The organism is Streptomyces sp. NPDC048389, from assembly GCF_040706335.1.
Classification (GTDB): domain Bacteria; phylum Actinomycetota; class Actinomycetes; order Streptomycetales; family Streptomycetaceae; genus Streptomyces.
Window position 1 is genome coordinate 54554 of record NZ_JBEZKP010000011.1, and the last position, 24299, is coordinate 78852.

Annotated in this window: 22 protein-coding genes; 9 read left to right on the top strand and 13 right to left on the bottom strand. The window is 70.7% G+C overall.

Annotated elements, in window-relative coordinates; genetic code table 11:
* Positions 1-154 precede the first annotated feature (154 nt).
* Together sufB and AB0903_RS11090 are read right to left on the bottom strand one after the other, a co-directional pair.
* Positions 155-1576: a Fe-S cluster assembly protein SufB gene (sufB, locus tag AB0903_RS11085; RefSeq protein ID WP_366701283.1), complete on the bottom strand. Its 1422-nt coding sequence runs from the start codon at positions 1574-1576 to the stop codon at positions 155-157.
* Positions 1573-2364 carry a metalloregulator ArsR/SmtB family transcription factor gene (locus tag AB0903_RS11090; RefSeq protein ID WP_366701285.1) on the bottom strand — a complete coding sequence of 264 codons (792 nt, stop codon included), beginning with the start codon at positions 2362-2364 and terminating at the stop codon, positions 1573-1575. The genes sufB and AB0903_RS11090 overlap by 4 nt, the downstream gene beginning before the upstream one ends.
* 216 nt (positions 2365-2580) lie before the next feature.
* Here AB0903_RS11090 and AB0903_RS11095 point away from each other — a divergent pair, with 216 nt between their 5' ends.
* The 4 genes from AB0903_RS11095 to AB0903_RS11110 are packed head-to-tail and all read left to right on the top strand — an operon-like array spanning position 2581 to position 6464.
* On the top strand, positions 2581-3507 hold the full coding sequence (locus tag AB0903_RS11095) for an ABC transporter ATP-binding protein (RefSeq protein ID WP_366701287.1): 927 nt from the start codon (positions 2581-2583) through the stop codon (positions 3505-3507).
* Positions 3504-4271: an ABC transporter permease gene (locus AB0903_RS11100; RefSeq protein WP_366701289.1), complete on the top strand. Its 768-nt coding sequence runs from the start codon at positions 3504-3506 to the stop codon at positions 4269-4271. Before AB0903_RS11095 ends, AB0903_RS11100 begins: the two co-directional genes overlap by 4 nt.
* 49 nt (positions 4272-4320) lie before the next feature.
* Positions 4321-5445 (top strand): hypothetical protein, encoded by a 1125-nt coding sequence (locus tag AB0903_RS11105; protein WP_366701291.1) that lies wholly within the window; start codon positions 4321-4323, stop codon positions 5443-5445.
* 47 nt (positions 5446-5492) lie between these two features.
* Positions 5493-6464, top strand: a complete 972-nt coding sequence (locus tag AB0903_RS11110; RefSeq protein ID WP_366701437.1) for a COX15/CtaA family protein — start codon at positions 5493-5495, stop codon at positions 6462-6464.
* A gap of 268 nt (positions 6465-6732) precedes the next feature.
* Here the strand turns inward: AB0903_RS11110 and AB0903_RS11115 are convergent, their stop codons facing one another.
* From AB0903_RS11115 to AB0903_RS11125, 3 genes are all read right to left on the bottom strand, one after another.
* The gene (locus AB0903_RS11115; protein WP_366701293.1) at positions 6733-7827 is read right to left on the bottom strand and encodes an amidohydrolase family protein; all 1095 of its coding nucleotides are present in this window, start codon (positions 7825-7827) and stop codon (positions 6733-6735) included.
* 78 nt (positions 7828-7905) lie between these two features.
* A complete protein-coding gene (locus AB0903_RS11120) occupies positions 7906-8250 on the bottom strand; it encodes a hypothetical protein (protein ID WP_366701295.1) in 345 nt (114 codons plus the stop codon).
* Positions 8251-8331: 81 nt separating this feature from the next.
* Positions 8332-9285 (bottom strand): heme o synthase, encoded by a 954-nt coding sequence (locus tag AB0903_RS11125; RefSeq protein ID WP_366701297.1) that lies wholly within the window; start codon positions 9283-9285, stop codon positions 8332-8334.
* A gap of 335 nt (positions 9286-9620) precedes the next feature.
* Here AB0903_RS11125 and tkt point away from each other — a divergent pair, with 335 nt between their 5' ends.
* The 5 genes from tkt to pgl are packed head-to-tail and all read left to right on the top strand — an operon-like array spanning position 9621 to position 16251.
* Positions 9621-11708 carry a transketolase gene (tkt, locus tag AB0903_RS11130; protein ID WP_366701299.1) on the top strand — a complete coding sequence of 696 codons (2088 nt, stop codon included), beginning with the start codon at positions 9621-9623 and terminating at the stop codon, positions 11706-11708.
* Positions 11709-11742: 34 nt separating this feature from the next.
* A complete protein-coding gene (gene tal, locus AB0903_RS11135) occupies positions 11743-12885 on the top strand; it encodes a transaldolase (RefSeq protein ID WP_366701301.1) in 1143 nt (380 codons plus the stop codon).
* 5 nt (positions 12886-12890) lie between these two features.
* Complete coding sequence (gene zwf / locus AB0903_RS11140; RefSeq protein ID WP_366701303.1) at positions 12891-14423, top strand: glucose-6-phosphate dehydrogenase; 1533 nt, start codon at positions 12891-12893, stop codon at positions 14421-14423.
* Positions 14420-15469: a glucose-6-phosphate dehydrogenase assembly protein OpcA gene (gene opcA / locus AB0903_RS11145; protein ID WP_366701305.1), complete on the top strand. Its 1050-nt coding sequence runs from the start codon at positions 14420-14422 to the stop codon at positions 15467-15469. Before zwf ends, opcA begins: the two co-directional genes overlap by 4 nt.
* The gene (pgl, locus tag AB0903_RS11150; protein ID WP_366701307.1) at positions 15466-16251 is read left to right on the top strand and encodes a 6-phosphogluconolactonase; all 786 of its coding nucleotides are present in this window, start codon (positions 15466-15468) and stop codon (positions 16249-16251) included. The genes opcA and pgl overlap by 4 nt, the downstream gene beginning before the upstream one ends.
* Positions 16252-16333: 82 nt before the next feature.
* Here pgl and AB0903_RS11155 read toward each other — a convergent pair whose 3' ends face one another.
* The 8 genes from AB0903_RS11155 to gap form a co-directional block, all read right to left on the bottom strand.
* Entirely contained in the window at positions 16334-17851 is a 1518-nt protein-coding gene (locus AB0903_RS11155; RefSeq protein ID WP_366701309.1) for a PH domain-containing protein, read from the bottom strand.
* Positions 17848-18348: a PH domain-containing protein gene (locus tag AB0903_RS11160; RefSeq protein WP_366701311.1), complete on the bottom strand. Its 501-nt coding sequence runs from the start codon at positions 18346-18348 to the stop codon at positions 17848-17850. The genes AB0903_RS11155 and AB0903_RS11160 overlap by 4 nt, the downstream gene beginning before the upstream one ends.
* Before the next feature lie 4 nt (positions 18349-18352).
* Positions 18353-20002: a glucose-6-phosphate isomerase gene (gene pgi, locus AB0903_RS11165; protein ID WP_366701439.1), complete on the bottom strand. Its 1650-nt coding sequence runs from the start codon at positions 20000-20002 to the stop codon at positions 18353-18355.
* Positions 20003-20174: 172 nt separating this feature from the next.
* Positions 20175-20510 (bottom strand): RNA polymerase-binding protein RbpA, encoded by a 336-nt coding sequence (locus AB0903_RS11170; protein ID WP_003957010.1) that lies wholly within the window; start codon positions 20508-20510, stop codon positions 20175-20177.
* A gap of 135 nt (positions 20511-20645) precedes the next feature.
* Positions 20646-20876, bottom strand: coding sequence for a preprotein translocase subunit SecG (gene secG, locus AB0903_RS11175; RefSeq protein WP_366701441.1), 231 nt, complete (start codon positions 20874-20876; stop codon positions 20646-20648).
* 134 nt (positions 20877-21010) lie between these two features.
* The gene (gene tpiA, locus AB0903_RS11180; protein ID WP_366701313.1) at positions 21011-21787 is read right to left on the bottom strand and encodes a triose-phosphate isomerase; all 777 of its coding nucleotides are present in this window, start codon (positions 21785-21787) and stop codon (positions 21011-21013) included.
* 5 nt (positions 21788-21792) lie between these two features.
* The gene (locus tag AB0903_RS11185) at positions 21793-23004 is read right to left on the bottom strand and encodes a phosphoglycerate kinase (RefSeq protein WP_366701315.1); all 1212 of its coding nucleotides are present in this window, start codon (positions 23002-23004) and stop codon (positions 21793-21795) included.
* A gap of 117 nt (positions 23005-23121) precedes the next feature.
* Positions 23122-24132: a type I glyceraldehyde-3-phosphate dehydrogenase gene (gene gap / locus AB0903_RS11190; protein ID WP_366701317.1), complete on the bottom strand. Its 1011-nt coding sequence runs from the start codon at positions 24130-24132 to the stop codon at positions 23122-23124.
* Positions 24133-24299 lie beyond the last annotated feature (167 nt).

Consider the following 24299-nt stretch of genomic DNA (forward strand, 5'->3'; position numbering starts at 1 on the left):
ATGGAACCGGCAGTGGTGGAGCCCACCGGTGGGAGTCCCCCCTGGACCGGAGTTTCACGGAGGTCCTTGGGGGAGTTCTGAGCCTCAGCCATGGCTGTCGTCTTGCTCTCTTCCTACGTCAGAAGTCAGTCGCTGCTTGCGGTCCCGGAGGGCGTCAGCCCACCGAGCCCTCCATCTGCAGCTCGATCAGCCGGTTGAGCTCCAGCGCGTACTCCATGGGAAGCTCCTTGGCGATCGGCTCGACGAAGCCGCGCACGATCATGGCCATCGCCTCGAACTCGGTCATACCGCGGCTCATCAGGTAGAAGAGCTGGTCCTCCGAGACCTTGGAGACGGTTGCCTCGTGGCCCATGGAGACGTCGTCCTCGCGGACGTCGACGTACGGGTAGGTGTCCGACCGGGAGATCGTGTCGACCAGAAGAGCGTCGCAGAGCACGTTGGACTTCGCACCCGGCGCGCCCTCGCCGATCTCGATCAGACCACGGTAGGACGTGCGGCCGCCGCCTCGGGCCACCGACTTGGAGACGATGTTGGACGAGGTGTTCGGAGCCATGTGGACCATCTTGGCGCCGGCGTCCTGGTGCTGGCCCTCGCCCGCGAAGGCGATGGACAGGGTCTCGCCCTTGGCGTGCTCGCCCATCAGGTAGACGGCCGGGTACTTCATGGTCACCTTGGAGCCGATGTTGCCGTCGACCCACTCCATGGTCGCGCCCTCGTACGCCACGGCGCGCTTGGTGACCAGGTTGTAGACGTTGTTCGACCAGTTCTGGATGGTCGTGTAGCGGCAGCGGCCGCCCTTCTTGACGATGATCTCCACCACGGCGCTGTGCAGCGAGTCCGAGGAGTAGATCGGGGCGGTGCAGCCCTCGACGTAGTGGACGTAGGCGTCCTCGTCGACGATGATCAGCGTCCGCTCGAACTGGCCCATGTTCTCCGTGTTGATACGGAAGTACGCCTGGAGCGGGATGTCCACGTGGACGCCCTTGGGGACGTAGATGAACGACCCGCCGGACCACACGGCGGTGTTCAGCGACGCGAACTTGTTGTCACCGACCGGGATGACGGTGCCGAAGTACTCCTGGAAGAGCTCCGGGTGCTCCTTCAGCGCGGTGTCGGTGTCGAGGAAGATGACGCCCTGCTCCTCCAGGTCCTCGCGGATCTGGTGGTAGACGACCTCCGACTCGTACTGCGCGGCGACACCGGCGACCAGGCGCTGCTTCTCCGCCTCCGGGATGCCGAGCTTGTCGTAGGTGTTCTTGATGTCCTCGGGCAGGTCCTCCCACGAGGCAGCCTGTGCCTCGGTGGAGCGCACGAAGTACTTGATGTTGTCGAAGTCGATGCCGGAGAGGTCGGAGCCCCAGCTCGGCATGGGCTTCTTGCCGAAGAGACGCAGACCCTTCAGCCGCAGCTTCAGCATCCACTCCGGCTCGTTCTTCTTCGCGGAGATGTCGCGGACGACGTCCTCGTTCAGACCGCGCTTCGCGGCTGCGCCGGCCGCGTCGGAGTCGGCCCAGCCGAATTCGTACTTACCCAGGCCCTCGAGTTCGGGGTGGGCAGTCTCCGTGGGGAGAGTCATGCGGGGTTCCTCCCGGCCGTGCTTGCAGAAGCTGATGGTGTGGTGCTGGTGGTCTGTGTGCTGCCGTCCCGGGGCACGGCGCCCGGCGCCGAGGTGCCGTCCTGGGGCGCGCCGCGCGGGATGAACGTCGTGCAGACGCCGTCGCCGTGGGCGATGGTGGCGAGCCGCTGGACGTGCGTCCCGAGGAGCTTCGAGAAGAACTCGGTCTCGGCCTCGCACAGCTGCGGGTACTTCTCGGCCGCGTGGGCGACCGGGCAGTGGTGCTGGCAGAGCTGCTCGCCGACCGGGGCGCTGCGAGCCGTTGCAGCGTACCCGTCGGCGCTGAGCGCTTTGGCCAGCGCTTCCGTGCGGGCTTCCGGCGCGGCGGACTCGACAGCCGCGCGGTACGCCTGCGCCTGGGCCTCGATCCGGTCCCGGGCGAACGCGGCGACCCCCGCCTCTCCCCCGGCGTGCCGCTCGATCCAGCGCAGGGCTTCGACGGCCAGCGTGTCGTACGACTGGTCGAAGGCGTCCCGGCCGCAGTCGGTCAGGGCGAACACCTTGGCGGGCCTGCCGCGGGTGCGGGCGCCGTAGACGCGCTGCTCGCGCGGTTCCACGACGTTCTCGGAGACCAGGGTGTCGAGGTGGCGGCGGACCGCCGCCTGGGTGAGTCCCAGCCGGCCCGCGAGGTCGGCGACGGTGGAGGGACCGTGGTCCAGGATGGACCGCGCGACGCGGTTGCGGGTGGAGTGATCCGACCGCAGACCCGCCGCGAGTTCCTCCTGGGGAGCCTCGCCAACGTTTTTCACAACGCCATTGTTGCGTAATTCCTCGGAGAACGACAAGCGGCGTCCGGATCACCGCGTGGTGCCGTGCATCACTTAGGCAAACCTAAGCTGACCTGCGGAAATGATCACTCGGAGCTCGACGGGCCCGGGCGGGCGGACCGGCGCGCGCTCCCCCGCAGGAGCTGCCGGGGGAGCCCGCGGACCGTGCTCCCCGGGCGCCCGCCTAGACTTCCCGGCATGCTGAGCGAGCCTGCCGTCCGGATCCGGGGCCTGGTCAAGCGATACGGACCCAAGGCCGCCGTGGACGGCCTCGACCTCGATGTCGCCACCGGTTCCGTGACCGCCGTCCTGGGGCCCAACGGCGCCGGCAAGACCACCACGATCGAGACCTGCGAGGGCTACCGCCGCGCCGACGCCGGCAGCGTGCGGGTCCTCGGCCTCGACCCGGTGGCCGACGCCGACCGCCTGCGCCCCCGGATCGGCGTGATGCTCCAGTCGGGTGGCGTCTACTCCGGCGCCAGGGCCGACGAGATGCTCCGCCACATGGCCAGGCTGCACGCCGACCCCCTGGACGTGGACGCCCTGATCGAGCGCCTCGGCCTGGGCAGCTGCGGGCGTACGCCGTACCGCCGCCTCTCCGGCGGCCAGCAGCAGCGGCTCGCCCTGGCGATGGCCGTCGTCGGCCGCCCCGAGCTGGTCTTCCTCGACGAGCCGACGGCCGGCCTCGACCCGCAGGCCCGCAGGGCCACCTGGGACCTCGTACGGGAACTGCGCGCCGACGGCGTCACGACCGTGCTGAGCACGCACTTCATGGACGAGGCCGAGGAACTCTCCGACGACGTCGCCATCGTCGACGCCGGCCGGGTCATCGCCCGCGGCAGCACCGAGGAACTGTGCCGCGGCGGCGCGGAGAACACCCTGCGCTTCACCGGACGCCCCGGCCTCGACCTCGGCTCGCTGCTGAAGGCCCTCCCCGACGGGTCGGCGGCCGCCGAGCTGACGCCGGGCGCGTACCGGATCACGGGCGCGGTCGATCCGCAGCTGCTGGCGACCGTCACCTCCTGGTGCGCCCAGCACGGCGTCCTGCCGCACGGCATCACGGTGGAGCGGCACACGCTCGAAGACGTCTTCCTGGAACTGACCGGCAAGGAGCTGCGCGCATGAGCGCCGGTACGTACACGCCGAAGCCCGGCGCCGCGCCGCTGACCCGCATGATCGCCGCACAGGCCGTCTTCGAGACGAAGATGCTGCTGCGCAACGGCGAGCAGCTGCTGCTCACGGTGATCATCCCGTCGCTGCTGCTCGTGCTGTTCTCCACCGTCGACGTCGTCGACACGGGAGAGGGCGAGGCGGTCGACTTCCTCACCCCCGGCGTCCTCGCGCTCGCCGTCATGTCAACCGCCTTCACCGGCCAGGCCATCGCGACCGGCTTCGAGCGGCGCTACGGCGTCCTCAAACGGCTCGGGGCCTCACCGATACCGCGCTGGGCCCTGATGGCCGCCAAGACGCTCTCCGTGCTCGTGACCGAGATCCTTCAGGTCGTCCTGCTGACCGCGATCGCTTTCGCGCTCGGCTGGTCGCCGCACGGCAACCCGCTGTCCGTCGTACTGCTGCTCGTCCTCGGCACCGCCGCCTTCTCCGGGCTCGGCCTGCTGATGGCGGGCACGCTCAAGGCCGAGGCGACACTGGCCGCCGCCAACCTCGTCTTCCTGCTGCTCCTCGTCGGCGGCGGGGTGATCGTGCCGCTGGACAAGTTCCCCGACACGGTCGCCTCCGTGCTCGCTCTGCTGCCCATCTCGGCGCTCTCCGACGGGCTGCGGGACGTGCTCCAGCACGGCGCCGGCATGCCGTGGGGCAATCTGGGCATCCTCGCCCTCTGGGCGGTGCTCGGACTGGGCGCGGCCGCCCGGACCTTCCGCTGGGAGTGACACGCGCGCCAGGATGACCCTGCCGAGACCCGCACGGTGGGAGGCCCTGATGAAACGCGTTGCCGCACTGCGACTGGACGCGGAGTGGGGGAAGGTCAGAGCCGGCCGGCCATCGGCCTCCCCCGCGCAACGTGAGCGGATGCTGACCGACCTGATCTCCGCCCTCGCCCCGCACGCCGCGAGGGACCCCTCCCTCGCCGCCCGGCTGAGCCTGCGCTACGGGGACCTCGCCCGGCACCATTTCGACACCGGCAGGCGCACCGACGCGCTCCTCGCCGTCGACCAGGCCGTGCGCCTCGGCGCCGGACCCGCGGAGCACGGCGCCGAGCACGCCCGCTGGTACGCGCGAGCCCTGCTCAGCCAGGCCGTGTACCTCGCCGAACCGCTCAGCGACGAGCTGGGCCTGCCCCGCTACCCGTTCCCTCCGAACGGCGAGCAGCCGTGCGCGGAGGACCGCCTCGCGGGACTGGCCGCCGTGGAGGCCACGCACCGGGCGATCGCCGTCTGGGAGCGACTGGACCGGTCGGACCCGCGCAACGGCGAGGGCCTCGCCCAGGCGTACGTCTTCCTCGGCGATCGGCTGGAGGAACTCGGCAGGCCGGTCGACGCGGCGGAGTGGGCCGTACGGGCGGAACGCGGCTTCCAGGCCGTCCGGCAGGTGCCCGACCCCGGCGATCGCGCCCATGCCGCCGTCCTCGACCACCTCCGCGACCAGCTGGAGCGCAGGCTGCGGCGCTGCCCGTTCGAAGGCGGCCTCACCCGGCTGCACAAGCGCGGGCTGCTGCCGGACCGCCTGGTACCGCTCGCGGTCCTGGCGGCACGGATCGAGGGCGTGGACCCGCGGGCGATCGCCGAAGGGCTCGGCCTCGGCCGGACCGAGGTGGGGCGGATGCTGCGCGCCCGGTCCTGGCGGGCGGTGTGGCGGTTCGACATGCGGACGGCCGATGGTTCGTGGGCGCCGCTGGCACACCCGTGGCGCGGCATGGACGCGGTCACCGACTGCACGGCGGAGGAGGCGGCCGCCGACCTGATCGACGCCTTCCGCACGTCGCCGGACGTGCCGCCGGCGCCCTGGCGTTTCGCGCTGTGGTGGGACGAGGAGGAACACCTGGACGGTTCCCGCGTCCGTATGACGTCGGAGGCGTTCGAGGAGCCGGCCGCCGACCCCTCGTGAACCGGCCGCCGACCCCTCGTGAAACCGTGCACAAGCCCCCGCTTACGATGGTGGCCGTGCAGACCCCCCTCGCCCATATCGCCCAGCGCTGGACTCCGTCGCCCGACATCCTGCGGCGCGCCGCGTTCTCCGCCGTCCTGATGACCGTCGTCATCATCGTCACCGGCGGCGCCGTGCGGCTGACCGGCTCCGGCCTCGGCTGCGACACCTGGCCCAAGTGCACGGACGACAGCCTCTTCGCCACACCCGAGCAGGGCGTCCACGGCGCGATCGAGTTCGGCAACCGGATGCTGACGTACGTCCTGTCGGCAGCCGTCGGCTGGGCGATCGTCGCGGTGCGCGCCGTGAAGCCGCGGCGGCGCGGCCTGGGCCGGCTCGCCTGGGCGCAGTTCTGGATCGTCATGGGCAACGCCGTGATCGGCGGCGTCACGGTGTGGGCGGGGCTCAACCCGTGGACGGTGGCCGGTCACTTCCTGCTCGCCAACGCGCTGCTCACGGTCGCCACGGTGACATGGGTACGCACCGGTGAGGGCGACGCGGCACCCCGGCCGCGGGTCCCGCGGCCGGTCCGCAGGCTGTCGTGGGCGATCGTCGCGGTCTCCGCGGTGCTGATCACCCTCGGTACGACGGTGACCGGCTCCGGCAAGCACGCGGGCGACAGCAGCGATGTCCCGCGCATGCCGTGGGACTGGGTCGCGGCGGCGCACGTCCACGCGATCGCCGCGTGGGTGGTGTGCGCGCTGGCCGTCGCGATGTGGCTCGTCCTGCGGGTGGTCGACGCCCCTGAGGACACCCGGGAGCGCGCCCGTGACCTGCTGCTGGTGGTGCTGCTGCAGGGGGCGCTCGGGTACGTGCAGTACTTCACCGGCGTGCCGGAGCTGCTGGTGGCGGTGCACATGCTCGGTTCGTCGCTGATGTGGGTCGCGGTGCTGCGGCTGGCGCTGAGCCTGCGGGAGCGGGCGTCGGTGTCGCCGTCGGCGGCACCGACGGCGAGCGACCAGGCCCTCACACGGGCCTGACGGGACGGGGCCGCCGCGCGGGGCCCGTCCCCCACCGCACCCCGCCCCTCCCGGGCCGGGCTCCGCCCGGACCCGGCACCTCGCCCGCGTGGTGTTCCGGGCGCTCCGCACCGGGACCTCGCGCCTCAACGCCGGCGAGGCCGGCACGGTCGGCCCGCCCGGCGCTTGTGCACGGCCGAAGGCCGTACGGGGTCCGGGGCCTGCCCCGGTTCCGGGAAGGAGCGGGCAGGGGAACACGCCCGCCGCAGGCGGCACGCGCCCGGAGCCGTCACGCGGCCCGCGGCAAGCCGTACACCCGTCCCGCGTTGCCCCACGCCAGCAGCCCGGCCACCCGCTCCGCGTCGGCCCGCGACCACGCGCCGTCCGCGACCCACCCGCCCAGCACCCGGCCCATCGCGTCGCGGAACGTCCGCGCGGCCACCACGTGGAGTTCCGGCAGGCCGCGCGCTCCCGACGAGAACAGCAGCTTGCCGAAGGGCGCGAGTTCGAGGATCTCCGCGAGCACCGCCGCCGCCCGGGCGCCCGTCCGGGCGAGGGCGGGGCCGAGGTCGACGTAGACGTGCGGGAACGCGCTCGAGAGGTGCGCGGCGCTGCGATGGTGCGGGTAGCCGTGCAGCAGGACCAGGTCCGTACCGAGCCCGGCCGTCGCCGCGGCGAAGTCCGCGAGCGGCATCGGGTCGACCGCGCCGACGTGGAGTTGCAGCGGCAGCCCCGTGGCGACGGCGACCCACATCAGGTGCCGCAGGAGTACGGGGTCGTTGAGCGGCCCGCCCACGCGGCGGCCGGCCAGCCAGCGTCCGGCCGCGCCGCGCACCTCGCCCGGCCCCGGCGGCTCGGGCCGCTCCGGCTGCCACCCGGCGGCGACGGTGGTGAAGGCGGCGGCGGAGCCGGCTGCCGCGTGCACCGCTTCCTCGAGGTTCCCGAGGAACGACTCGACGGTGCCCGAGGTATCCGCCACCTGCTCCGCGAGCAGTTCGAGCCGTACGATCTCGCGCGCCTGCGCCTGGCCCGCGGCGGCGATCTCCGCGGGTCCGGCCAGATCGCCGGGCGGGCCGGTGTCCACGAGGTAGGTGGCGATCCCGGTGCCCCGCAGCAGCCGTCTGCCCGCCTCGACCACTCCGAGCTCGCGGCGGCGGGCCAGGTAGCGGGCGGGCGGGCAGTGCGGTTCGAGTCCGAGGAGCGGCGGGCACCAGCGCCGTACCGCGAAACCCGTCTGGGTGTCGAAGAAGGTGGTGCCCGCGGCCGGCGGGGCTCCGGCGGCCGGACCGAGGTACGTCTCGAAGGTGCCGAGGCCCAGTTCCGTGCGGAGCACGCCGTGGCAGTACTGGTCGACCAGACGCACAGAGGACACGGCGTCGATCATCGGGAGCTCCTGCCTGTGGACCGTGCTTCCACAGGACTAACGGGCGACCCCCGTGCAAGGTGTTGCGCGGAGGTCCGCTCAGCCGTTGGACGGGCCGCCGATCTGGATACCCGCCATCCGGGTCCACTCGTACGGGCCGGTGCGCACCTTCGCGGCGAAGTCGCCGTCGAAGGACTCGTGCAGCGTGATCCCCGACTTCTCGGCGGCGCTGACGGCTACGGCGTGACTCGGGGCGACCAGGTCGCCCCAGTCGCCGTCCTCGCCGACGAGCACGATACGGGTGCCCGTCCGGCCGAGGTGGGCGAGCTGGCCCTCGGCGCCGCCGTGCGCCTTGGAGAACGCCTGGATCTGCTTGGCGAGCTTCGCCGCCCTGCGCTCCGCGCGGGCGCCGGGCGTCGTCTCTTCAACCGTGGTTTCAGCCATGAACCGCATGCTACTCGTGGGTAGATCGTTCGGCGACGGCCGGGAGACGTGGCCTCGGCCACGCCGCGACCCGCTCCGCGCTCAGCGCAGGAAGGGGTCCACCGCGACGGCCACGAACAGCAGCGACACATAGGTGATGGACCAGTGGAACAGCCGCATCTCCTTGAGCTTGCCGCCGGTTTCCCCCGCCTTGGCCCTGCTCTGCAGCCCGTGCGCCTCCCACAGCCACCAGCCGCCTGCGGTCAGGGCGACCGCCGTGTAGAACCAGCCGGTGTAGCCGAGCACGGTCAGCAGCAGCGAGACGGCGACCATGACCCAGCTGTAGACGACGATCTGCCGGGCGACGACCCTGTTGCCGGCGACGACCGGGAGCATCGGCACACCGACGCGCTCGTAGTCGTCCTTCACCTTCATCGACAGCGGCCAGTAGTGCGGCGGCGTCCAGAAGAAGATGACGAGGAAGAGGATGACGGCGGCCCACGACACCGAGTTCGTGACCGAGGACCAGCCGATCAGGACCGGCATGCAGCCGGCGATGCCGCCCCACACGATGTTCTGCGCGGTGCGGCGCTTGAGAAGCATCGTGTAGACGACGACGTAGAACAGCAGCGCGCCGAGCGACAGCGCGGCGGAGAGCCAGTTGACGAGCAGGCCGAACCAGAGGGTGGAGACGACGGCCAGCGTCAGGCCGAAGACCAGGCCCTCGCGCGGCGAGACCATACCGGTGACGAGCGGACGCTGCGAGGTGCGGTCCATCAGGGCGTCGATGTCGCGGTCGATGTACATGTTGAGCGCGTTCGCGCCGCCCGCGGAGAGGTACCCGCCCAGGCAGGTCGCCAGCACCAGCCACAGGTCCGGAACGCCCTGCTCGGCGAGGAACATCACCGGCACCGTGGTGATCAGCAGCAGTTCGATGATCCGCGGCTTGGTCAGCGCCACGAACGCCTTGACGCGGGCCCCGAACGGCCGATGGCCCCCCGGGCCGGTGGCCAAGACGACCCCTGCGGGTCGGGACTCGACGGCCGTCACGCACACCCCTGACAGAGAAATCCCAGCAAGCCGCCCGGGCCCCGCCCATGCCGGAAGGGCTGTGGGGGAGTCAAGAGCGGGCAGACTCGCGCGTACCACGCCACTCTAGACGTTGCCTGTACGCCGATCTTCGCGGGGGTCGGCTCGTGTTGAGCGGCCGCGGGACACCGGCCGTATACCTCCCCGACGGGCGGGGAACACCCGGCCCCCGCACCCTGACATTGTCCAAAGGGAAAGACGCGCAGCCGAAAGAGGCGGGTTGCTGCGAGGGTAGGCTCGACAGCGCCCGGTACACCCCTCGTCACCGGGATTCGACATGTGGAGAGGAGCCCTGACTCAGGGTGAGCACCAAGCCGACCACCACAGACCTCGAGTGGACCGCGTTGGACCAGCGGGCAGTCGACACCGTCCGCGTCCTGGCCATGGATTCCGTACAGAAGGTCGGCAACGGCCATCCGGGTACGGCCATGAGCCTGGCCCCCGCCGCCTACGTGCTCTTCCAGAAGCTGATGCGGCACGACCCCGCTGACGCCGACTGGACGGGCCGCGACAGGTTCGTCCTGTCCGCCGGTCACTCGTCGCTCACGCTTTACATCCAGCTCTACCTGGCCGGTTACGGCCTGGAGCTCGACGATCTGAAGGCATTCCGCACCTGGGGTTCGAAGACCCCGGGGCACCCGGAGTACGGCCACACCACGGGCGTCGAGACGACGACCGGCCCGCTCGGCCAGGGTGTCGCCAACGCCGTGGGCATGGCGATGGCCGCGCGCTACGAGCGCGGCCTGTTCGACCCGGACGCCGAACCCGGCACGTCGCCGTTCGACCACACCGTCTGGTGCATCGCCGGTGACGGCTGCCTCCAGGAGGGCATCTCGGCCGAGGCGTCCTCGCTGGCCGGCCACCAGAAGCTCGGCAACCTGGTCCTGCTGTGGGACGACAACCACATCTCGATCGAGGGCGACACCGAGACGGCCGTCTCCGAGGACACCCTCCAGCGCTACGAGGCGTACGGCTGGCACGTCCAGCGCGTCGCGCAGCTGGAGAACGGCGACCTCGACCCGGTCGGCCTGTACGACGCGCTGAAGGCGGCGCAGGCCGAGACCGAGCGCCCCTCCTTCATCGCGGCCCGCTCGATCATCGCCTGGCCCGCCCCGCACGCGCAGAACACCGAGGCCGCGCACGGCTCGGCGCTGGGCGACGAGGAGGTCGCGGCCACCAAGCGGGTCATGGGCTTCGACCCTCAGAAGCACTTCGAGGTCTCCGACGAGGTCCTCGGGCACACCCGCGGTGCCCTCGACCGGGGCCGTGAGGCCCGTGGCGAGTGGGAGAAGACGTTCGCCGCGTGGCGTACGGCCAACCCGCAGCGCGCCGCCGAGTTCGACCGGATCCGCTCCGGCGAGCTGCCCGAGGGCTGGGAGGACGCACTGCCGGAGTTCGAGACCGGCAAGGGCGTCGCCACCCGTGCCGCCTCCGGCAAGGTGCTGCAGGCGCTGGGCGCGGTCGTGCCCGAGCTGTGGGGCGGCTCCGCCGACCTGGCCGGCTCGAACAACACGACCATCGAGAAGACGTCGTCGTTCCTCCCCGCGGGCAACCCGCTGCCGGAGGCCGACCCGTACGGCCGCACGATCCACTTCGGCATCCGCGAGCACGCGATGGCCGCGGTGATGAACGGCATCGCGCTGCACGGCAACACCCGCGTGTACGGCGGCACCTTCCTGGTGTTCTCCGACTACATGCGCAACGCCGTGCGCCTGTCCGCGCTGATGCACCTGCCGGTCACCTACGTGTGGACGCACGACTCGATCGGTCTCGGCGAGGACGGCCCGACCCACCAGCCGGTCGAGCACCTGGCCTCGCTGCGCGCCATTCCGGGCCTGAACATCGTGCGCCCGGCCGACGCCAACGAGACCGCGGTCGCCTGGCGCGAGATCCTCAAGCGGTACACCAAGGAGTTCGGCAAGGGTGCCCCGCACGGCCTCGCGCTGACCCGCCAGGGCGTGCCGACGTACGAGTGCAACGAGGACGCGGCCAAGGGCGGTTACGTCCTCTTCGAGGAGGAGGGCGGCGACGCCCGGGTCGTGCTGATCGGCACGGGCTCCGAGGTCCAGCTGGCCGTCGCGGCCCGCGAGCAGCTCCAGGCGGCGGGGGTGCCGACCCGAGTCGTGTCGATGCCGTCCGTCGAGTGGTTCGAGGAGCAGGACCAGGGGTACCGGGACTCGGTGCTTCCCCCCTCGCTCAAGGCACGCGTCGCGGTCGAGGCCGGCATCGGTCTGACCTGGCACCGCTACGTGGGCGACGCGGGACGCATCGTCTCGCTGGAGCACTTCGGCGCTTCGGCGGACGGCAAGGTTCTCTTCCGCGAGTTCGGTTTCACGGCCGAGGCGGTGGCCGCCGCAGCGCGGGAATCGATCGAAGCCGCCGCGCGCTGACGCCGGTATACGACTAGTAGGAGATGCATTTCTCATGACAGACGCACTCAAGCGCCTCTCCGACGAAGGCGTCGCGATCTGGCTGGACGACCTTTCGCGCACGCGGATCACCTCCGGCAACCTCGCCGAGCTGATCGACCAGCAGCACGTCGTGGGTGTCACGACCAATCCGTCGATCTTCCAGAAGGCGATCTCGGAGGGCCACGGCTACGACCAGCAGCTGGAGGACCTCGCGGCCCGCAAGGTGACCGTCGAGGAAGCCATCCGCATGATCACCACCGCGGACGTGCGGGACGCCGCGGACGTGCTCCGTCCGGTCTTCGACGCGACGGGCGGCCAGGACGGCCGGGTGTCCATCGAGGTCGACCCGCGTCTCGCGCACAGCACGAAGGCGACCGTCGCAGAGGCCAAGCAGCTGGCCTGGCTGGTGGACCGGCCGAACACCTTCATCAAGATCCCGGCCACCAAGGCGGGTCTGCCGGCGATCACCGAGGTCATCGGCCTCGGTATCAGCGTCAATGTGACGCTGATCTTCTCGCTGGAGCGCTACCGCGAGGTCATGGACGCCTACCTGGCCGGTCTGGAGAAGGCGAAGGCCGCGGGCCTGGACCTGTCCAAGATCCGCTCGGTGGCCTCGTTCTTCGTGTCCCGCGTGGACACCGAGATCGACAAGCGCCTCGACGCCCTGGGCACCCCCGAGGCCAAGGAGGCCCGCGGCAAGGCCGCCCTGGCCAACGCGCGCCTCGCCTACGAGGCGTTCGAGGAGGTGTTCGGCTCCGCCGACGAATCGACGCCGTCCTCCGGCCGCTGGGCCGAGCTCGACAAGGCTCAGGCCAACAAGCAGCGTCCGCTGTGGGCCTCGACCGGCGTCAAGGACAAGGCGTACAAGGACACCCTGTACGTCGACGAGCTGGTCGCCCCCGGCACGGTGAACACCATGCCGGAGGCCACCCTCGAGGCCACCGGCGACCACGGGCAGATCACCGGTGACACCGTGCGCGGCACCTACGATCAGGCCCGCGCCGACCTCGAGGCCGTCGCGAAGCTCGGCGTCTCCTACGACGAGGTCGTCCAGCTGCTCGAGGTCGAGGGCGTCGAGAAGTTCGAGGCGTCCTGGAACGACCTGCTCAAGTCGACCGAGGCCGAGCTCAAGCGCCTCGCACCCTCGGAGGGCTGAGCGACTTGTCCGGTATTGGCGGAGCAAACCCGCTCCGTGATGCTGCCGACCGACGGCTCCCGCGTATCGCGGGGCCGTCGGGCCTGGTCATCTTCGGCGTCACGGGCGACCTGTCGCGCAAGAAGCTGATGCCCGCCGTCTACGACCTCGCGAACCGGGGGCTGCTGCCGCCGGGCTTCTCGCTCATCGGCTTCGCCCGGCGCGAATGGGCCGACGAGGACTTCGCCCAGGAGGTCCACGACGCGGTCAAGCAGCACGCGCGTACGCCGTTCCGCGAGGAGGTCTGGCAGCAGCTCATCCAGGGGATGCGTTTCGTCCAGGGCACCTTCGACGACGACGACGCGTTCGAGCAGCTGAAGTCCACCATCGAGGATCTCGACAAGGTGCAGGGCACCGGCGGGAACTTCGCGTTCTACCTCTCCGTTCCGCCGAAGTTCTTCCCCAAGGTCGTCCAGCAGCTGAAGAAGCACGGGCTGGCGGATCAGAAGGAAGGTTCCTGGCGGCGCGCGGTCATCGAGAAGCCGTTCGGCCACGACCTGGTCTCCGCGAAGGAGCTCAACCAGGTGGTGCACGAGGTCTTTCCGCCGAACGAGGTCTTCCGGATCGACCACTACCTGGGCAAGGAGACCGTCCAGAACATTCTGGCGCTGCGGTTCGCCAACACGCTCTTCGAGCCCATATGGAACCGGTCGTACGTCGACCACGTGCAGATCACGATGGCCGAGGACATCGGCATCGGCGGCCGCGCCGGCTACTACGACGGCATCGGCGCCGCCCGCGACGTGATCCAGAACCACCTCCTCCAACTGCTCGCGCTGACCGCGATGGAGGAGCCCGCCTCCTTCGACGCGGACGCCCTCGCGGCGGAGAAGACCAAGGTCCTCGGCGCGGTGAAACTCCCCAAGGACCTGGCGCAGAGCACGGTCCGCGCGCAGTACACGGCCGGCTGGCAGGGCGGCGAGAAGGCCGTCGGCTATCTGCAGGAAGACGGCATCGACCCCAAGTCGAAGACCGACACCTACGCCGCGATCAAGCTGGAGATCGACAACCGCCGCTGGGCGGGCGTCCCGTTCTACCTGCGCACCGGCAAGCGGCTCGGCCGCCGCGTCACCGAGATCGCCGTCGTCTTCCAGCGCGCCCCGCACTCGCCGTTCGACTCCACCGCCACGGAGGAGCTGGGCCAGAACGCCCTGGTCATCCGCGTCCAGCCGGACGAGGGTGTGACCATGCGGTTCGGCTCCAAGGTGCCCGGAACCTCGATGGAGGTCCGGGACGTGTCGATGGACTTCGCCTACGGCGAGTCGTTCACGGAGTCCAGCCCCGAGGCGTACGAACGCCTCCTCCTCGACGTGCTGCTCGGCGACTCCAACCTCTTCCCCCGGGTGGAGGAGGTCGAGCTGTCCTGGAAGATCCTCGACCCGATCGAGCAGTTCTGGGACGCGAACGGGAAGCCGGCGCAGTACACGGCCGGCACCTGGGGTCCGGACGCGGCGGACGAAATGCTCGCACGAGACGGACGGAGCTGGCGCCGGCCATGAAGATCGACCTTACGGACACCACGGCCAGCAAGATCAACAAGGCGCTGGTGAAGGGCCGCCGCGCGATCGGCACCCCGGCCGTCGGCATGGTCCTCACCCTGGTCATCGTGACCGATGAGGAGAACGCCTACGACGCGCTGAAGGCCGCCAACGAGGCGTCCCGCGAGCACCCCTCGCGCACCCTCGTGGTCATCAAGCGCGTCTCGCGCTCCCCGCGCGACCGGGCGAAGGCCCGGCTCGACGCCGAAGTCCGCGTCGGCGCGGACGCCGGCACCGGCGAGACGGTCGTCCTGCGGCTGTACGGCGAGGTCGTGGACCACGCCCAGTCCGTGGTGCTCCCGCTCCTGCTGCCCGACGCCCCCGTCGTCGTCTGGTGGCCGGTCAACGCGCCGACCGACCCGGCCAACGACCCGCTCGGCTCGCTGGCCCAGCGCCGGGTGACCGACACCTACTCGGCCGAGCTGCCGGTGCGCGAACTCGCGGCCCGCGCGGAGGCGTACACCCCCGGCGACACCGACCTGTCCTGGACCCGGATCACTCCGTGGCGGTCCATGCTCGCGGCGGCGCTGGACCAGGTCACGTGCGAGGTCACTTCCGTCGAAGTGGAGGGTGAGGAGTTCAACCCGAGCTGCGAGCTGCTCGCGATGTGGCTCGCCGACCGGCTGGGCGTACCGGTGAAACGGATGTCGTCGGCCGGCCCCGGCCTCACCTCGGTGCGGCTGGAGTCGAACTGCGGCCCCATCGTGCTCGACCGGCCCGACGGGTCCCTCGCGACGCTTTCCATCGAGGGCCAGCCGGACCGGGCGGTCGCGCTGAAGCGGCGTGAGACGGCCGAACTGATCGCGGAGGAGCTGCGCCGGCTGGACCCGGACGACACGTACTCGTCGGCGCTGCGGTTCGGCGTGGAGCGTCTCGGCACGGACGTGCCGGCCGGTGAGGCGCAGCCTGCGGCGGCGGCTGCCGGGAAGGCACCTGCGACGGCTGCCGGGAAGGCGGCGCCCGCGGCGAAGAAGGCCGCCCCCGCGAAGAAGGCGGCGGCCAAGTGACCGCGGCACCGCAGCTGGTCGTGCACCGCGACAAGGAGCTGATGGCACAGGCGGCCGCGGCCCGGCTGATCACGAAGATCGTGGACGCACAGGCCGCCCGCGGCTCCGCCTCGGTCGTCCTCACCGGCGGCCGCAACGGCAACGGCCTGCTCGCCGCGCTCGGTTCGTCCCCGGCCCGGGACGCGATCGACTGGTCGCGGCTCGACCTGTGGTGGGGCGACGAGCGGTTCCTGCCCGAGGGCGATCCGGAGCGCAACGTCACCCAGGCTCGCGCCGCACTGCTCGACGCCGTGCCGCTGGACACGTCGCGGGTGCACGCCATGCCCGCGTCGGACGGCGCGTACGGCTCCGACGTCGAGGCGGCCGCCGCGGCCTACGCGACGGAACTCGCCGCGGCGGCGAAACCGGAGGACCACGGCCCCGTGCCGACGTTCGACGTGCTGATGCTGGGCGTCGGGCCCGACACGCATGTGGCGTCGCTGTTCCCCGAGCTGCCGGCGGTACGGGAGACGGAACGGACCGTGGTCGGCGTCCACGGCGCGCCCAAGCCGCCGCCGACCCGCATCTCGCTCACGCTGCCCGCCATCCGTGCGGCCCGCGAGGTGTGGCTGCTCGCTGCCGGCGAGGACAAGGCGCAAGCGGCGGAGATCGCCCTGTCGGGCGCCGGCGAGATCCAGGCGCCGGCGGCCGGTGCGTACGGGCGGTCCCGGACGCTGTGGCTGCTGGACGTGGCGGCGGCGTCGAAACTGCCGCGCTCGTTGTACCCGCCCGCCTCCGCGTAACGCCTGCGGCGCTCCCCCGAGGCCCGGCCCGCCCCTGCGGCGGTCCGGGCCTCGCGCGCTGTGCGCGGGGCGGGCGACAGGCTCACCGCGCCGGCTGGTCCCGCTCCAGGAACGGCTCCAGCAGGCCCGGCACCGCGTCCGAGGCGAACATCAGGCCCTCGGTCTCCTCCGCGTCGTAGACGCCGTACGCTCCCCCGCCCGCCGCCGTCGTCGCCGTCAGGGTGATGAGGCCCGCGCGGCGCTGGAAGAGGGACTGGCGGGCCGTCCAGCCGATCACGCCGGTGCGCTGGAGGGCGACCGTGCTGCGGCGGACCGCGCCGGAGCGGGTGAGGAGATAGTCCCCGGTGATGCCGTGCCCCAGGGAGCGGTACGCGTCGAGCGCGAGGAGTACCGCCACCGGGACGCCGACCGCCGCGCACCCCGCCGCAGTCCACAGCAGCACCGGCGTGAGCAGCACGCCGAGGAGTACGAGGACACCGACCGGCAGCAGTACCCCGGCGAGCGCCCAGCGCAGCCGCCTGCCGCGGGCGGCCGGCGGGTGGGCCGTCAGCCGGGACGCCGTCGTCGGCGACACGGCCTCCCGCAGTACGTGCGCCGCGACCTCGTCGGCCCGCGCCCTCGGCACCACCGGCAGCAGTACGTTGGCGTCGGCCTTCCTGTCCTTCTCGTCGTTGACCAGGCCGGTGGCGACGGCGTCCAGCCGGGCCGCGCCGAAGAGTCTGACGCCCAGCGGCTCGACCAGGTCGACCCCGCGCAGGCGACGCTCCTCGATCGATATCGAGCGTGACGTGAACAGGCCCCGTCTGACCCGCAGTGTGCCGCCGGGTTCGCGTTCGAGGCGGTAGTTCCACCACATCTCGATCCACAGGCCGAGCGCACCGACGACCCCGGTGAGCAGCGCGGCAGCGGCGAGCACCACGATCATGGTGGCGATCGAGGTGTCCTCGAAGCGGTCCCGGACCCAGTCGATGACCTCGCCTTGTGCCCCGAACCATTCACTGACCTGCATCACCGCGCCCACCGCGGCGCCGCCGAGCAGCGGGGCGACGAAGGAGACCGGGGCGTAGCGGATCCAGGCCGGGTCGAGGAGGGCCAGCGGCCCGTCGGGGTGGTCGGTGGGCTCGCGCGGGGCGGCCCTGGCCAGCAGTTCGAGGCGCAGCCTCTCCCCCTCCGCTCGGGTGACCGCGTCGAGTTCCAGGGTGGATTCGCCGCCGGCGGCGTGCTCGCCCGTACCGATGCGGACCTTGACGAGTCCGAGGACGCGCAGCAGCACATTGGCGGTGAGGTCGACGGTACGGATCCGCTCGCGGGCCAGGGAGCGCCGCTTGACCAGGAGGAGTCCGGTGTGGAGTTCGGCCCGCTCGGCCCCGACGCGGTAGCGGGTGCGCTGCCAGCGCACCAGGTCGGCGCCGGTGACGGCTCCGATCAGCAGCCCGGCTCCGGCGAGCACCCAGGAGGCGGCCTGCCACAGGGGCATGCCGCCGGCGAGACCGACGAGCGTGGGCAGTCCGGCACCGGCCGTGAAGCCGGTCATGACCAGGGCCGTGACGAGGACGGTGCGCCCGTCGAGCCGCCGCCAGTCCGGTTCCGGGGCGCTCATGTCGCGTCGCCGGGCGTCGCCCGGGTGATACGGGTCAGGCGCTGCGCGAGTTCGGCCGCGACCTCGTGGTCGAGGCCCTCGATTCTGACGGCGCCCTTGGCGGAGGCGGTGGTCACCGTGACGGTGGCGAGCCGGAACGCCTGCTCCAGCGGGCCCCTGACCGTGTCGACGGTCTGGATGCGGGACATGGGCGCGATCCGCCATTCCTGCCACAGTGCCCCGGTGCGGACGTACACCGCCTCGTCGGTGACCTCCCAGCGGTGCACCCGGTACCACCAGGCGGGGAAGAACGCGGTGCCGGCGAGACCGGCGCCGGCGATGACGGCGGCCGGGACCATCAGCCAGGTCCTGGCCGGTTCGATGAAGGCTCCCATCACGGCCAGGACGGCGGCCGGGACGGCGGCCGTCAGCAGGCACTGGGTGCGCCACCAGTTCACGGCGCGCTCGTTCAGCCGGTTGTTCGGCGGCCGCAGCCGCACCGCGCTCTCCCCCGCCATCGGCTCACCGACCGCGCAGCGTGCGGTACTTGCCGGCCAGGGTCGCGGTCGAGCTGTCGAGTCGCTCGCCGCCCTTGCCTTCGGTCAGGACCGGCTCGATCTTCTTCGCGAGCACCTTGCCCAGTTCGACTCCCCACTGGTCGAAGGAGTCGATGTTCCAGACGGCGCCCTGGACGAACACCTTGTGCTCGTAGAGCGCGATCAACTGGCCCAGCACGGAGGGCGTGAGGTCCTCCGCGAGGACGGTCGTCGTGGGGTGGTTGCCCTTGAACGTCTTGTGCGGCACCAGTTCCTCCGCGACGCCTTCCGCCCTGACCTCCTCCGGCGTCTTGCCGAAGGCGAGGGCCTGCGTCTGTGCGAAGAAGTTGGCCATCAGCAGGTCGTGCTGCGGGACGAGGCCGGCGAGCAGGGACGGGACGGGCTTGGCGAAGCCGATGAAGTCCGCCGGGATGACCTTGGTGCCCTGGTGGATCAGCTGGTAGTACGCATGCTGTCCGTTGGTGCCGGGGGTGCCCCACACGACGGGGCCGGTCTGCCAGTCGACCGGATTGCCGTCACGGTCCACGGACTTGCCGTTGGACTCCATGTCGAGCTGCTGGAGGTAGGCGGTGAACTTGGACAGGTAGTGCGAGTACGGCAGCACGGCGTGCGACTGGGCGTCGAAGAACGCCCCGTACCAGACGCCCAGCAGGCCGAGCAGCAACGGTGCGTTGGCCTCGGCGGGCGCGGTGCGGAAGTGCTCGTCGACGAGGTGGAAGCCGTCGAGCATCTCCCGGAACCGGTCCGGGCCGATCGCGATCATCAGGGAGAGGCCGATCGCGGAGTCGTACGAGTACCGGCCGCCGACCCAGTCCCAGAACTCGAACATGTTGGCCGTGTCGATCCCGAAGTCGGAGACCTTCTCCGCGTTGGTCGACAGGGCGACGAAGTGCTTGGCGACGGCGTCGGGGCCGACCCGGAGGTTGGTGAGCAGCCAGTCGCGGGCGGAGGTGGCGTTGGTGATCGTCTCGATGGTGGTGAAGGTCTTCGAGGCGATGATGAAGAGGGTCTCCGCCGGATCGAGGTCCCGTACGGCCTCGTGCAGGTCGGCCCCGTCCACGTTGGAGACGAAACGGAGCGTCAGGTCCCGCCGGGTGCAGGAGCGAAGCACTTCGTACGCCATCGCGGGCCCGAGGTCGGAGCCACCGATACCGATGTTGACGATGTTCCTGATGCGCTTGCCGGTGTGGCCGGTCCACTCGCCCGAGCGGATCCTCTCGGAGAACGCGGCCATCCTGTCGAGTACCGCGTGGACGGCGGGCACCACGTTCTCGCCGTCGACCTCGATCACGGCGTCGCGCGGGGCACGCAGGGCCGTGTGCAGAACGGCGCGGTCCTCGGTGGTGTTGATCTTCTCGCCGCGGAACATGGCATCCCGCAGCCCGGCGACGTCGGTGGCGGCGGCCAGATCGCGCAGCAGCGCCAGCGTCTCGTCGGTGACCAGGTGCTTGGAGTAGTCGAAGTACAGATCGCCGACCTGGAGGGTGTACCTGCTGCCGCGCTCGGCGTCCGCCGCGAACAGCTCCCGCAGATGCGTGTCGCCCAGCTGCTCGCGGTGCTTGCCGAGAGCGGTCCATTCGGGCATCTGGTTGAGCCTGGTCTGCCTTGCGTTCATCTCGGACATCAGCCCACTTCTTCTCGTACCTGCCTGCATGCCCCGCTGCGGTTCCCAACCTAATTGATCAGGCCGGCCGGCAATGCCTCGGTGGGGCGACGCACGGAAAGCGGCCCGGTGACGAGAAAGTCCGGCCGGCGCCCTCATCAGGGGCGCCGGCCGGACCGGAAAACTAGATCTCGCCGCGCAGTTTGGCGAGTGCCTCCGCGAGGATCGCCTCGCCGTCCGCGTCGCTGCGCCGCTCCCGTACATACGCGAGGTGCGTCTTGTACGGCTCGGTGCGCGGCGGGTCCGGTGGATTGTCCCGGTCCTGACCGGCCGGAAACCCGCACCGCGGGCAGTCCCAGGTATCGGGGACCTGTGCGTCACTGGCGAAGCTCGGCTGCGTCTCGTGCCCGTTCGAGCACCAGAAGGAGATGCGGAGGCGCGGCGCGGACTCGCCTCGCTCTGCCTCGCCCATCGGCCCCGCTCCGACCCGGCTTCCCCGGATCGCGTTGCCACTTGCCACGGTCGTAACTCCCTGCGTGATGGTGCTGCACAGCGATTCACAGCGGCTGCGCCGCGAGTGCCCCAGTCTACGTAAGGCCCAACGCTCGTCCAGTGATTGGAGTTACACACCGGCTCCGGAGGCGGGGTCGCAGAATCAGCTCTCCAGCTTCATCAGCAGACCGAGCACGACAATGCACGCGAACCACAGCAGACCGACCACGACGGTGATGCGGTCGAGGTTGCGCTCGGCCACCGAAGAGCCACCGACGGACGACTGCATACCGCCGCCGAACATGTCGGAAAGACCGCCGCCCTTCCCCTTGTGCATCAGCACGAGCAACATCAGCAGCCCGCTGAAAATGATCAGGGCGATCGAGAATCCCATAACCACGGCTGGACCCTACTTCCTGGCAATTCTCTCGGACTCAATACGGACGACGGGGGCCCGGGCTCGACGTGCGAGCCCCAGGCCCCCGCAAGGGTACGCCGGATCGGCGCTACCGCATACTCACCGGTTACTCACTGGTCACGGAAGCGGACGATCTTGACGAACTCGTCGGCGTCCAGTGCCGCGCCGCCCACCAGGGCACCGTCGACATCGGACTGCGCCATGATCGCGGCGACGTTGCCGGACTTCACCGAGCCGCCGTACTGGATCCGGACCTTGTCGGCCAGCTCCTGCGAGTACAGCTCCGCGAGACGGCCGCGGATCGCACCGCAGACCTCCTGTGCGTCTTCGGGGGTGGCGACCTCGCCGGTGCCGATGGCCCACACCGGCTCGTAGGCGATCACGACGGACTCGGCCTGCTCGGCCGGGACGTCCTTCAGGCCGCCGTCGAGCTGGTCCAGGGTGTACTGGACCTGGCTGCCGGCCTTGCGGATCTCCAGGCCCTCGCCGACGCAGAGGATCGGGGTCAGGCCGTGCTTGTAGGCGGCCTTCACCTTGGCGTTGCAGACCTCGTCGGTCTCCGCGTGGTACTGGCGGCGCTCGGAGTGGCCCACGGCCACGTAGGTGCACTTCAGCTTGGCCAGCATCGGACCCGAGATCTCGCCGGTGTAGGCGCCGGAGTCATGGGCCGAGATGTCCTGGGCGCCGTACTTGATCTTCAGCTTGTCGCCGTCGACCAGGGTCTGGACGGACCGCAGGTCGGTGAAGGGCGCCAGGACGGCGACCTCCACGGCGTCGTAGTCCTTGTCGGCCAGTGCGAAGGCGAGCTTCTGGACGTGGGCGATGGCCTCGAGGTGGTTGAGGTTCATCTTCCAGTTGCCCGCCATCAGCGGGGTACGCGTGGTCAAGGTGTTCAGTCCTCCAGTGCGGCAAGGCCGGGGAGCGTCTTGCCCTCGAGATACTCGAGGCTCGCGCCACCGCCGGTCGAGATGTGGCCGAATGCCTTCTCGTCGAAGCCCAGGGTCCGCACGGCCGCGGCGGAGTCCCCGCCGCCGACCACGGTGAAGGCCGGGGAGTCGACGAGCGCCTGGGCAACGGCCTTGGTGCCCTCGGCGTAGTCGGGGTGCTCGAAGACGCCCATCGGGCCGTTCCAGAAGACGGTGGCCGCGTCGGCGAGCTTCGAGGCGTACAGCTTGCGGGTCTCGGGACCGATGTCCAGACCCTCCTGGTCGGCCGGGATCGCGTCCGCGGCGACCACGGTCGGGTTGGCCGGCGCCTTGGTCTTGAGGTCCGGGAATTCCGTGGAGACCAGTACGTCGACGGGGAGCACGAACTCCACGCCCTTGGCCTTGGCGCGCTCCAGGTACTCGAGCACCACCGGGACCTGGTCCTCCTGGAGCAGGGAGGTGCCGACCTCGTGGCCCTGGGCCTTGAGGAAGGTGTACGCCATGCCGCCGCCGATGAGGATGCGGTCGGCCTTCTCCAGCAGGTGGCCGATGACGCCGAGCTTGTCGGAGACCTTGGCACCGCCGAGCACGACGGCGTAGGGCCGCCGGGCCTCCTCGGTGAGCTTCTTGAGCACGCCGACCTCGGTGGCGATCAGGAAGCCGGCCGCGTGCGGCAGCCGGGCCGGGAGGTCGTACACCGAGGCGTGCCGCCGGTGCACGGCGCCGAAGCCGTCACCGACGTACACGTCGGCGAGGGCGGCGAGCTGGTCGGCGAAGGTGCCGCGCTCGGCGTCGTCCTTGGAGGTCTCCCCGGCGTTGAAGCGGAGGTTCTCCAGGACGGCGACCTGGCCGTCCTCGAGGTTCGCGACGGCGACCGTGGCGGACTCGCCGACCGTGTCGGTCGCGAACTCCACGTGCGAGCCGAGCAGTTCACCCAGCCGCTTGGCGGCGGGGGCCAGCGAGAACGCCGGGTCCGGGGCGCCCTTGGGGCGGCCCAGGTGCGAGGCGACGACGACACGCGCCCCGGCCTCCGCGAGCTTGGCGACGGTCGGCACGACGGCCCGGATCCGACCGTCGTCGGTGATGGTGGTGCCGTCGAGCGGCACATTGAGGTCGGCGCGGACGAATACCCGCTTGCCGGTGACCCCGTCGGCCAGCAGCTGGTCGATGGTCTTCATATCTTGCGGCTCCTCGGAGGACTGGACGCACGGCAGGGCCCGGACAGCGCCGCATTGCGCTGCCCGAGCCCTGCCGCTCACATCGTGGTGCTCTCGTGGTGAATCAGGCGGTGCGGGTCAGAGCTGGCTGCCGACGAAGACCGTGAGGTCGACGAGACGGTTGGAGTAGCCCCACTCATTGTCGTACCAGCCGAGGATCTTCACCGACTTGCCCTCCTGGACCATGGTCAGGGAGGAGTCGAAGGTGCAGGACGCCGGGTCGCTGACGATGTCCGAGGACACGATCGGGTCCTCCGTGTAGAAGAGGATGCCCTTCAGGTCGCCGTCGTCGGCGGCCTTCTTGAACGCGGCGTTGACCTCGTCCTTGGTGACCTCGCGCTGCACCTCGACGACCAGGTCGGTGGCCGAACCGGTCGGGACCGGGACGCGCATGGCGATGCCGTCCAGCTTGCCCTTCAGCTGCGGCAGGACCAGGGCGGTGGCCTTGGCGGCACCGGTCGTCGTCGGGATGATGTTCTCCGCGGCGGCGCGGGCGCGGCGCAGGTCGGAGTGCGGGAAGTCCAGGATCCGCTGGTCGTTGGTGTACGCGTGGACCGTCGTCATCAGGCCCTTGACGATGCCGAAGTTCTCGTCCAGAACCTTGGCCATCGGCGCCACACAGTTGGTGGTGCAGGAGGCGTTGGAGATGACGTGGTGGTTCGCGGCGTCGTACTTGTCCTGGTTGACGCCCATCACGATGGTGATGTCCTCGTCCTTGGCCGGAGCCGAGATGAGGACCTTCTTGGCGCCGCCCGCGATGTGCTTCTCGGCGTCGGCCTTCTTGGTGAAGATGCCGGTCGACTCGATGACGATGTCGACACCCAGCTCGCCCCACGGGATGTCCGCGGGGTTGCGCTCGGAGAGCACCTTGATGGTGTGGCCGTCGACCGTGATCGTGTCGGCGGTGTTGCTCACCTCGGCCTTGAGCCGGCCGAGGATGGTGTCGTACTTCAGCAGGTGGGCCGTGGTCGCAGTGTCACCCAGGTCGTTGACAGCCACGATCTCGATGTCTGCACCCTGCTCCAGCAGCGCGCGGAAGTAGTTACGACCGATGCGGCCAAAGCCGTTGATGCCTACGCGGATCGTCACGAAACCGATCTCCTCGTTAGGAACGCCGGGTTTCGACGCCGGCGAGAATTTGTTTTTGGGATGTCCCCGACCGCCTACGACCCTACCCCTCTGAAGCCTCCGCAGTGACATCCAGATGTCCGGTTCGCGAGACGGTGGCCCGTACCCGTCAGTAGGAAGAACGGGGC